An 11,649-nucleotide genomic window follows, 5' to 3' on the forward strand; every position below is an offset into this window, starting at 1 on the left:
AATTTTTAGTTTGATAAATATTTCATTTTTCTTGTTTCTTTATTTCTCTGCGATAATCTCTGCATAATTCAGGCTGATGTCACCTTCGGTCACTATCAGGTTGAAGTCGGCATATCCACGTGCATCGCGAGAATAAACTGCTATTTCGACTTCTTTCCATGTACTGCCTGTTGCGGGGAGGCTTACGCTTTTTGTCATTGTATCGCCAATCTGGCAACATACGCTGGCAGCACCATTGCTGGAATAGCGGAAATGGATAGTTGATTTTCCGGTTCTGAAAGGGAGTTCTTTCCATTTCAGTGTGTTCAGACCACCGGAAGTGAGGTTGGTATGCCAACCACCATTATACTTCGTGTCGTTGCAATATTTTACTACTCCCTGTTCGGGAGCATTGTTCATTTCCACTTCCGTCAGAGATGTTTCTATCTTGCTGCCGGAAACAGTGCCTTGGTAACAGTAGTCACAAGCTTCAGCTTCCAGTTTCTGTCTGGTCGGGAAAGGATGATTGCTATACTTACGGAGCAGGTTGATGCGCTGGTTGGGATAATCGTAATAGATCTTGTCCGAACTACGCCACCATGCAGCGTTTTCTGCAAGGTCGGTAAATCCTTCAAGGAATACCAGATCAGGCTTCTTGGATAGGAAAGATTCCATCATCTTGGTTGCATAACGGCCGTGGTCGGCATCTATAAATTGCCAGTTCGGACGAGCTAGATCACCTTGTACGAATCCCGGACATCCGCTGCCTACGCTGAAACCTTTGAAGTTGTAAGCGGAAATATAGGTGTTGTAGAGCAAGTTTTCGTTATATACGTCCTCTGCCATATCCATTGTAGGAACGGCAAACCAGTTGTGAATACCATCCAGATAGGGGCAGTCCACCAGTGAGTAGTCCCGGTCAGTCCATTCGCGTTGGATGATGAGGAACGGACGTACGCCAAATGTGGTGTTGAAGTCGTCGCTGATACACTTCAGAATATAACTCAACTTTCCATGATAGGCATCTGATTTCGTTTCGTCAAGTCCGGTCGTACTTTTGTACTTTACCGGGTCTTTCTTCATCAGTTCGCTAAGATAACTGTCCTGTAGGAATCCATTGGGGTTCCAGAATAGGATGACAGGGCGTCCGTCTATCTCAAACCAATAGTCACGCGGAACATTTTCGAACGATGGTTTCAGGTTGGCATCCCAGATGTAGTAATATATCTCTTTGCGGAAATCGTTGTTTGCACCTTTCATATCTTCTTTCTCAGGGTCGAGGAAGAGTAGCGGATAGTGTGAACCCTCTACGCGGCTACCATTTTTGAACGGTTTGTTGTCGTATCCGTATCCTTTATGTGCATTGCGTGCAGCCGACCATGAGGCAGGGGTATCATCAAAGATAGCGATCTTGAATTCATGTTCCACACCTTTGCGTTTGATAGCTGCCATCAAGTCATGGAGTTTGTCGGGGCGACCGTGGTCTATATCAGGATTTGCTTCACCACGACAGTTCATGGCAACATAATCCTGACCACTGTAAGCGATTTCTTCTACGAAGTTGTCCCACCAGTCGGCTTCGGTAATTGGACCGGGATATGCTTTGTCATCTTGTGCTTCGGGATAAGCAGAAGCTACGTAACGGCAGAATAATGAACGGTTGTGCATAGTAGAAACGTCAGTGAACGGCTTGTCCATCTTTTGGCGCAAGTTGCCTTCGAATCCAGCCAATGTACCTATTTTATAGGAACGTACAATTTCTTGTTCCGTTCCCTGTCCACCTTCAGAGCCGGGACCGTCGGGCCCGTCATTCGGATTGTCATCAGAGCATGTCCAGCAGAAAGCCCCCAAACCTAGCAGACATATGTATTTCCAATATTTATTTCTCATATTCTTTTTATCATTAAAGAGTTAACATTTTAGTTCTTCTTGAATTGCTGGCGGGTGATTTCCAGATATGTTCTTCCATATCCGTTGCCATAATTTTCTACTGTCGGCTCGATGAATGAGTCGAAATTATATTTGTTGTAAGAGTCAACCAGAATCAGACGGTTGCGTCCGGCATTCATCTTGGCTACGTTACACATGGTACGATATGTGGCAGGGTCTTTTTTTACAATCGGTGAGTTACCGATAGAACCGCGACCATCCTGCACCAGCTTGTTCCAAGCCGGACCAACAGTAGGAACGAACTCCATGCTTCCGTCGCCAAATGCTGGTAATGCAGTCTCACGGTTGTACTTCCAGTTCTGGTCTATCATTTGCGGATACATATAAGAGCGGCTCATTTCCGACTGGTCGTACATATTACGGCTGGCTACAGCGTCTACGCAGCCTTCCATGTAAAAGTATTGGTAACGCATCTGGTTGCACCATACATCGGCACTTTCCACCATGATGTAGATGTCGTAGCCGGTAGCTTCTTTCACAGCTTTCCGGATGCCATCGTACATGGCTTTGGATTCTTGTGCATAGATTTCACCAGTCTTATTTTTAATGTAAACCACCGGACGCGTGCCACCGATTTTGTAGTAGCGGTCGTCAGAGAAGTAACAGCCGATTTTGCTGAAGAAGTTGTTCAGCAGTTGTTGGCGGGTGTATGTGATACCATCATATACCTTTCCGGCTGCAGTCTCGATACAATTGGTTGAAGATAGTGTAGGAGGCAGGTCGACGATGTTGTTCCAGTTAACACTAACCACAATTTTCATCGTTTTCAAGTCGACGAAGTCTATACCCGGTTGTCCCATGTGTGGCATCGGAAGGCGTTTGCCGCCTCTGCCAGAGCGTCCCAACATCAAGGTGATGAACAGAGAGTCACCTTGATTAATTTCGGTACCGGGTCCTTTACCCAAATCTGCTCCTGCTTCGGGCAGAATGATAAAGTCTGCCCCAGCTTCGATGCAATCGTCCACGTGTTGTTGTATCATTGGAATCATACGGTAACTTTGACTTCCTGCATCCGGCTGTAAATAGCCGTCTTTTTGTGATTCGGGCATTACTTGCGGTGTCAGGTTATTATAGTCATTCTTTGCACTCAATTCCTTATCGGTCAGCGTCAGAAGCTCCCAGCGGGTGAAGTTGGGATCACCGTTCGGCCTGGTGGTAATATCATTCCCTTTGTAGTAGAAAATGCCAACCTGATAATCTTCGGTGACAGGAATTTCCGGAATTTCGTAGTTCAAGAAGTAGTCATCGATGTTCGGACCCTCTTCTTTGTTGCATCCCGCAAGAAGTAATAAAGCGGCAGAGCACCCCGTAATGTATTTCATTAGTTTCATAACTGTCTTTCTTTTTATTTTATTATTTATTATCTTCTATGCGTACAAACTTGATACTTGCCGCTAAGCGTTCTTCTCCTTGTAGGGAAGCATACTCGGGATAGTCTTCCAATACGTTTTCGACAAATTCTTCAATGGTGTCTCCATACCAATGAGCTACCATTTCGTTATTATACATTAACTGACCGCCTTTCCAACGTTCGTATAGACCTTCTTGATTGTATGGTCCGCCGATACCCAATGGAGTAAAGAAATTATCATTATAGTTTCCGTCGGAACGAGGTACCAGTGAAGTGGATTGTAGCATACGGCAGGCTTCCCGGTAATAGTTCATGTTCCAGTTACGTTCGTCTGTAGGATATTGCAAACGTTCGGGAACCGGATCGAATTGATTGGCCCCGTAGGTCCCGTAATTGTTCGGAGTTCCGTTATAGAAAATAGGAGGATATTTCATCACACGTGTTCTGCGTTCCAGTGTCCAACCGGCAAATCCGTTGAAGTAGTCGGCGATGTAACGTTGTTTCCATACTTGTTCCAGATTGTTTTTATAACCGCCTTTTCCGTTGATATCGGCTTTGTAGAAGGCACGGTAGTCACGACATCCCAGTCCGTTGGTGTTCCATTTGACTCCGTTACGTTCTATGTATTCGGAGATTCCGGCAGTAACACTATATTCGTTCATGGAAGCAGTAATACCGTTGTAGTAATATTGTTCAGCACTCTGCGGCAATGCAACATTCACACCCCATTCATCTTTACGTAATTGGATTTCGGCAAGCATGAAGTTTACGTCCGCCCATGTCAACAGTTTCACCATAGCATCCTGTTTGATGAAATCGCGCTGAATCAGAGCATATGTGTAGCCTTCAATACTTACGGAAGCGGTTGAATAAAGGCTCTGAAGGTTGTTGTTGTGTTCATCCTTGCCGACAATCCATCCACTCGGTGTTTGTTTCAGCTCGAAGCGGGGTAGGAAAGGTATTCTGTATGAAACTTGTACGTATTTCTGTTCTGCTTCCGACCATAGGGAGTCTCTTACTACGGCACGGTAATCACCCGTTTCATTGATACGGGATGTTTGCGCATATCTGCTCAAACGGGGATCTTTGTAAGAGCGCATATAACAGAAGAAGTATTCGTTCATTGCCGGGTAAGTCAGCCCGCCTATTTCTGTCTCCAGCTTGGTGCCCAGATCGAATTCTTTCAGGATACGGTTGTAATATAAGGAAACGTCGGCATTGGGGTCAGTACCATAGCGTCCTGCTGCATTGTCATTGTTGGAGCTGAATAAGTAGTTGCGGTTGGTTTCGTTCAACGCTTTTTCAATTTGCTCACGTGCCATAGAGATAGCTTCAGGGCTTTTTTTCATGTTCATCATGCGGATAGCCACGTCCAGACGCAAGGAGTTGGCAAATTTACGCCATTTTTCAATGTCACTGTCACCACTGGCAGAAGGATAGAAAGGATCTTTCAGCATTTTGGGTCCGTTCGGGTCGAAAGTTTCTACTGCTTGATCCAGCCAACGGAGGATTTGCATATATGCTTCAGCTTCACTGTTATAGTAATATACGTTTCCATAAGTCTCTTTACAAGCTGCGTCCATAGGTATCGGTCCCCAAGTGCCTGTCAGTACGGAGTAGAGGTAGGCTTTCCAGGTAATCAGTATTGCCCAATAATTTCTATCGGTGTCCTGAGCGTATTTATCTTCCATAATAGCTACATCACCCAATACTTTCTTATAGAAGTTATAGAATCTGTCACCTACATTGTCTGAACTTTGCGGGCTGGTCCAGGAAACCACGTAGCGTGCCATATAGGCGTAATAGTTATAATTCATTTCGGATAATACGTCCAGAGACTTGTAGATAGTGCCTGGAAATATTTTCTGAATATCAATCTCATCCAGATATAGTTTGTTGGGGTTCTGGTTAGTTGCGTCGAAACTATCTACGCAAGATGTTGCCAATCCCAACAGAGCTGCGGTACATAATGTATATAAATACTTTTTCATTGTCATCGCTGTTAAAAAGTTATTTTAAAATCGAAACCGTAACTGGAAGTCGGTAAGTTGAAACCTCGTTCCAAACCTTGTTGGATTCCCATGGAAGAAGTTGCTTCCGGATCTATCCCCTTAGGTGTTTTCTGGTGGAGAATAGCTACATTTCTGCCTACGGCTGAAATTCTCATAGATTGTATGAAACCTATCTTTCTTAACCAATTCTTAGGAATATTATATCCTAAGGAAATCTCTTTCAGTTTTACATAAGAGGCGTCATACAGGTACAGCTCACCGTTTTTGCCACTATCATTAGTCCAATAGTCTATTGGTTTAATCCATGCCTGGCAAGGCTGTCCCGCTAGTCCCGGTACGGAACTGTCATAAACGGCTCCGGGGATATTCATGCCTTTCGGGCGGGAAGCATCCATATAAATGTTGTTTTTGCCGGAAGGTACATATTTTGAATCCAGAATACCGAGATAGCCCGTCTGGTCACCTTCGTTGAGAATCATATCAGCAAATAAATGTTCTGTACGTCCGCCCAGTGACATGATAGATTGTGCATTTCGGGAAGATTGGAAGGCAGTCTCCGACCATACGTGTCCACCCATACGAATGTCGAGCATGGCAGAAAAAGACAAGTCTTTCCAACGGAGAGAAGTACGGATACTACCCGTCCATTTCGGTTCTACGCTGGCGAGGAATTTGGCTTCACCTGACAGGGGACGACCGTTGGCTCCCACCAATACTTGTCCTTCATCATTGGTTTTCCATGGCTCACGGCAATAAAGACTTACCAACGGCTCACCTTTCACGATACGTAATTCTACACTGTTTTGAACGGTAGTCAGTGTCATGTAGTCCATTCCGTTTGCCAGTGAAACTACTTCTGAGTTGTTTTTCGCCCAGTTGATGTCTACTTTCCATTCCCAATCTTTATTTCTAAAAGGAACGACTCCCAATGTCACTTCATATCCCCAGTTCTTTACTTCACCGGCATTGAACAAGGCTTCTCCATATCCGCTTACACCGTTGATGGTGGAAGTCAAAATTTGGTTTTTGGTATTCTTATTATAATAAGTGAAACTAAAGGAAGCGCGGTCTTGCAGGAAGCGCAGATCTAATCCCGTTTCGAATGAAGTGGTACTTTCCGGTTTCAATGTGTTGGTTTTCCGTTTGTTTTCACTTTCGAACCACGCCATGTCCCCCAGATAAGAAGTGTTATAACTGAATCCATTTAGCAACTGGTCGAAACCGGTATCATTACCTACTTTGGCATAAGAACCACGGAACTTGGCATACGATAGCCAATCTTTTGGAATGCTTTTTACCAACTCCGTCAGTACGAAACTGACGCCGTAGGAGGAATAGAAATAAGAACGGTTGTCAGAAGGTAAGGCAGATGACCAGTCGTTACGTCCGGTAACATCCAGATAAATGAAATCTTTATAACCTACACTGACTGTTCCATAGATTGCTTGCTTTTTCTTTGCATTATATTCCGGCCATGATTTGATAGTGGCGCCATTATTGGTAAGAGAAATAAAGTCGGAGGTAGCCAATGTTCCGACTTCCGAGTTTTGTTTCTTAAACAGGAAATCCTGCGAATTGGCACCCACGCTGGCGGATATATTGAAGTCTTTCCAGGTCTTGTTGTAAGAAAGCATAGCCTCATAAGTATAGTTACGAGCTTTCTCTGTGAACTCTTTGTAAAATCCGTCGGCATCCCCCGGAGTGTACATATTGCGGAATTCATACCCCTCTTTCATATTCAGGTCGAGAGCGGCCTTCAAACGCAGCTTCAGATCTTTGGTCAGTTTGTAGTTTACTGTTACATCGGCCAGTAACCATTCTTTCTTGTCTTGGTTGGAAAGCTCGTTCAGCATCCATACCGGACTTTTAAATTGAAGGGCGGTCGGTTTTCCGTTTTCATCTTTCCAAGGATACATTTCCTGTATGGAAAGGTCACGGGGCATATCCATCAGTGTATAGATAGGGTTACGGTCTGAATTGTTACGATAAGAGCGGTTGTTGACATGCTCATGTGTATAGCGTCCATTCAGATCGACATCCAATGACTTTGTCAACTTCACATTGGAACGTACATTGAATGCGTTACGGGTAAGTTTGTTCAACCCTTCCAGTACGTCGTCGCTTCGCAGGTTGGTAAAGCCGATACGGGTAGAGACATGTTCGGTGGCCCGTTCTATAGAAACACTGTTTGTCCAGGAGTAAGCAGTCTGGTACATAGAGGTTGTATTTTCCGGAGTAGGAACATAGGCTTTGAGTTCTCCGTTGCGTCCTACTACCTGAAAGCCTAACATAGGCATACCCCATGAACGGGAATTATCGTAACCTTCCATTCGTTGGATGCCATAAGGCATATTTGGATCATAAGGAACCTTTACGTCACCATTGAATGAGTTGGCTTTGTTATTTTCAAAACGGTTGATGTGCCCACCGCCATAGATATTCTGATAGATAGGGTATTGTGAAAATTCTGTGAATTGTACATTTGTAGAGTACGTAATCCCCAGACCACTTTTTTGACCGGCTTTTTTGGTCGTAATCAATATAGCACCATTAGCGGCATCCGAACCGTAGAGTGCGGATGCGTTGGCCCCTTTCAAAACTACGATATTTTCAATGTCGTCGGGATTGATACTGTTAGCAGGGTTACCGTAATCGATTTCACCACCAGTCACATCATTTATAATAGGTACACCGTCGATTACGTAGAGTGGTTGGTTGTTGCCGGAAATGGAATTGGCACCACGGATACGTACTGTGGCTGAACCGGCAGCACCATTTGATATCACTTGCAGACCAGCTACTTTACCAGCCAGCATATTTACAAATCCGGCATCCCGGTTTTCGGTCATGCCTTCTATGTCCATTTTCTGGAAGGCGGTAGACAGAGATTTTTCATCGCGACGTAAGTCCATAGCTGTTACTACTGTCTGTTCCAACATTACAGCATCTTCATCCAACGTCACATTCAATACATTCTTTCCTTTTACTATATTGAATGATTTGGTTTTAAAACCAATATAGGAGAATTTCAATACAGCACCGTTTTCAGGAACTTGAATAGAATACTTGCCATCAAGATCGGTTATTACACCTTTTGTTCCGCCCACTATCACTACATTGGCACCGATAATAGGCTCACCTTGTGTGTCGGTCACTGTTCCTTTTACTGTCCGGTTTTGTGCTTGCACTACCGAAACGCTGAACAGCATTAAAATAAAAATGAGACTTCTTTCATAGCATCTCATGTACTGAGAAAATCGTTGTTTCATGTTTTTCATGAATTTATTTATGAATAATCACTAAATTAAGAATTAATCGGATGAGAGAGCCTGAATTCGTTTTAAGGTTCGTCATTCGAATCAGATTAAGGTGTTCTTTCTTCTTTCATAATAATATTATATTTTTTAAGATTAATTTTCAGCAAAAGAACTATAAGACGATAAAAAAAGAGGGGTGTTCGCGATTAATTGGGAATTAAAAAACAATTAAATGTGAATTAAGTCTTTTTTTTCTTATAATCATTCACAAATAGGTGCTGTTTTTCTTGGTATTGGATGAAAACAATGTAACGGGCTATAAAATATTACTGGAATTATTCGCGTTTGTAATAAAGAAAGTATAGAATCTCCCCCTCTTTCCTCCATCTTGATATGTATCGGTGGTTTAAGGAGAGGGGGAGGTTTGTTTTATAGAATAATTAATTAAGAAGCAATTGTCGGCCGGACTTATAAGTCGGCAAATGGGATTTTGTAGCTTTCACCCATCGAGTCGTGATATTCTTTGCAGAAACGATCATATAGGTTTCGAGCTATACCTTTTTTCCCTTGTGCGGCCAGTACTGTACATTTAGCAGCCAGAGCCTCCTCATTGAGCGGGTCATGCAGGAACATGATGTCGGCAAGCCGGATAATCATATCCTGATGATTCCGGCTGATTTCAATATCCAGCAAATTTTTTAATAAGTCAATAGAATGACTGGAATAGGCATCTTTAAAATCGTCCAGCCAATCAACAATGGTATTGGGTAATAAAGGACCATATAGCAATAACTCTAAAATTTTATTGAGCAATTCTTCACTTTTCACTTGTTCGAATTGTTTGGTACATGCAAGTAATGTGTGGTAATCGCAAAAAACATTTGTTCCCCATTTTATACGCAAGAAATTGTTTTCTATCATTACTTCCATATCTCCGATACTTTCCAACAATACCCGTAGCTTGCGCAGATTTACATTACGGTTATTGCGGGCGGCTGTTTCTTCTTTTTCCGGCCATAGTATTTCCGTTGTTTTGGAAGTTAGGATGCCTTGGGCATTTTTTTCTGTATAAAGTATCAGCAGAATAAGCAAGTGTTTCAAACGGGGGGTAAAATTGGATGTGATGTCATTTCCATTTTTATCGCGTACATTGAAACAGCCCAACAAAGAAATAGATGCACGGCTACGGTCATAATAATTGATCGTTTTTGTGAAAACGGATTCCGTGTCTTGTATTCTTTCTTTTTTCGGTATGATTCTGGATTCAGACATTCCTGGTTGTTTGAGGCTGTCTTCAGTTGTTGCAGTAGGAGTTTCTTCTATAATCCTCCCGACTGCAGATGCTTTTTTCTTTTTACTGCTGTATTTGAAACGGTAGAATACTAAACCGACCAATGCAAGTAGCAGTAAGACTCCGGCGGTATAGAAATGCCATCGGCTGTTAGCGCTTTCTTCAACTGTTGACTGCCGGATATCCATTTCATTTACGAGAGGCATATTGATGGCGTAAATAGCCACATCATGTGTGTGGTTACTTAGTATTTTATCTAATACTAAGAATAACTTTCCATGTGACGGAGAAGTATAAAGACTGAAGTCACAATCCTGATAAGTTGATTCGTTATAAATGGGCTTGGAAACTTCCGTATAGACGGAATCTTTCATTGAAATCTTCCATAACACACCTCCTTTATTTGTCGAAACAGCATAAAAGGAACTATCCGATGGCTCGAAATACATGGAAGAGGCCATTATCGTACCATCTTCTTTGGGATTATTTTGTTGCCAGACTATACGTGACTGCTTATTTTTCAGATTGATGGAGCATAATCCCCAATAATAATGGCTACTCAACTCTTGTTTGCCATACTTGTTCCCTCTACCGCCGAAGATATATAATTCATCGCCCACTAGAGCCATAGCTGCCGAATAACGGGGGTAGAGGGGACGTTCGTATTCTATTTGTTCCACTTTGTTAGTACCGGATTTCATCCGGTAAAGATCGTTGCGGTATTGGTAGAAACCATAACCTCCGAAAAAGTAGAAACAAGAGTCTGCCGGATTAAAAGTTTTGGCATGATTATAATTGGTGGCTTCTTCTGTGTTGCGTATCTCATTACTCCATTTTTCTGTGTCAAATGAGAAACTGGAAATTATGCCTTTCTTGGGATAATAAGACACAAGCTTATTGCTTAAAGTATCATATAAGAGATGATTGGGGAATTCTACAGCCGGATAGCCTCCACGCACTATCACTTCGTTCTGCAAAACTCCATTCTCGTCTAAGATTTCGATTGATTGGGATTTGACTAAATAAAATAAGGCCTCACGGGCATTGAAGGCCACGTTCAGTTTTCCCGGAATTTTAGCCTGATGAACAAGTTTCCATTCGATATGATTGTCTATTAACCATAAGGGATGGACAGCACGTGCCACAGCTCTTTCTATTTCATCATAACAGACATTATCATTATGCTTCCACAACTTCCATTCACGTATCTGTTTTCCATCTTGTATGATGGTTATATTTCTAAGATTTATTGGAGCTACATCTGCCAGATAGTTTTGCATTTGTCCGAATAAAGCGGTAACACTTTTCACTCCTTGTAAGGGAGCCATAGCTGATATTTTCTTGTTATCGTAATCTATTTCTATGACATTATCCTTCAAACGCAAGTGCAAAGAAACATCCAGCCATTTTTCTCGTTCTATGGGGCTGTTAATGTTGATGATGCCTTCATTGAGAACCAACGCTGGAAAATGTCTTTCTTCACCTGCGACAAATGAAAAACGGATATATTGATTGGTGTTTGTATGCAGATGGAGAATAGAGCCGAAGTCATGCTCATTGACACGTACATACATTTGAAAAGAAATCGTGAAATCGTTTTTTATAGAGAAAGGTTGGTTATCATCCAAGTACAAGGTTGTTCTCTCAATTCCAGCTACTGCATGGGATTTGAGAGAAAGTCCATAATCATACAAAGAAGATGCGTCCACTTTACCTACCATGCAAAGCAGGACGAAGAGCAAAATTTGTAGTTGATATTTCATAGTACTTTATTTATAGTGCAAAAATACAAAAAACTGTATGATATCC

The 11,649-nt window shown here is 42.5% G+C and carries 5 protein-coding genes; all 5 read right to left on the bottom strand.

Annotated elements, in window-relative coordinates:
* Nucleotides 1-39: 39 nt before the first annotated feature.
* Complete coding sequence (locus tag AAHJ11_RS19530; protein ID WP_320979115.1) at nucleotides 40-1,869, bottom strand: DUF5010 domain-containing protein; 1,830 nt, start codon at nucleotides 1,867-1,869, stop codon at nucleotides 40-42.
* Nucleotides 1,870-1,898: 29 nt separating this feature from the next.
* Nucleotides 1,899-3,260, bottom strand: a complete 1,362-nt coding sequence (locus tag AAHJ11_RS19535) for a glycoside hydrolase family 99-like domain-containing protein (RefSeq protein ID WP_148364647.1) — start codon at nucleotides 3,258-3,260, stop codon at nucleotides 1,899-1,901.
* Nucleotides 3,261-3,282: 22 nt separating this feature from the next.
* Nucleotides 3,283-5,271, bottom strand: a complete 1,989-nt coding sequence (locus tag AAHJ11_RS19540) for a SusD/RagB family nutrient-binding outer membrane lipoprotein (protein ID WP_148364648.1) — start codon at nucleotides 5,269-5,271, stop codon at nucleotides 3,283-3,285.
* An 11-nt stretch (nucleotides 5,272-5,282) separates the two neighbouring features.
* Nucleotides 5,283-8,561, bottom strand: a complete 3,279-nt coding sequence (locus AAHJ11_RS19545; protein WP_148364649.1) for a SusC/RagA family TonB-linked outer membrane protein — start codon at nucleotides 8,559-8,561, stop codon at nucleotides 5,283-5,285.
* Nucleotides 8,562-9,017: 456 nt separating this feature from the next.
* Nucleotides 9,018-11,603 carry a hypothetical protein gene (locus tag AAHJ11_RS19550; RefSeq protein ID WP_320974927.1) on the bottom strand — a complete coding sequence of 862 codons (2,586 nt, stop codon included), beginning with the start codon at nucleotides 11,601-11,603 and terminating at the stop codon, nucleotides 9,018-9,020.
* Between the last annotated feature and the right edge of the window lie 46 nt (nucleotides 11,604-11,649).

This window comes from Bacteroides sp. 90-K9/2 (assembly GCF_047310725.1).
Classification (GTDB): domain Bacteria; phylum Bacteroidota; class Bacteroidia; order Bacteroidales; family Bacteroidaceae; genus Bacteroides; species Bacteroides vicugnae.

Excerpts from the sequence above, each read along its gene's own strand:
- AAHJ11_RS19530 (WP_320979115.1), bottom strand. The coding sequence starts at position 1,869 with ATGAGAAATAAATATTGGAAATACATATGTCTGCTAGGTTTGGGGGCT.
- AAHJ11_RS19545 (WP_148364649.1), bottom strand. The coding sequence starts at position 8,561 with ATGAAACAACGATTTTCTCAGTACATGAGATGCTATGAAAGAAGTCTC.
- AAHJ11_RS19540 (WP_148364648.1), bottom strand. The coding sequence starts at position 5,271 with ATGAAAAAGTATTTATATACATTATGTACCGCAGCTCTGTTGGGATTG.
- AAHJ11_RS19550 (WP_320974927.1), bottom strand. The coding sequence starts at position 11,603 with ATGAAATATCAACTACAAATTTTGCTCTTCGTCCTGCTTTGCATGGTA.
- AAHJ11_RS19535 (WP_148364647.1), bottom strand. The coding sequence starts at position 3,260 with ATGAAACTAATGAAATACATTACGGGGTGCTCTGCCGCTTTATTACTT.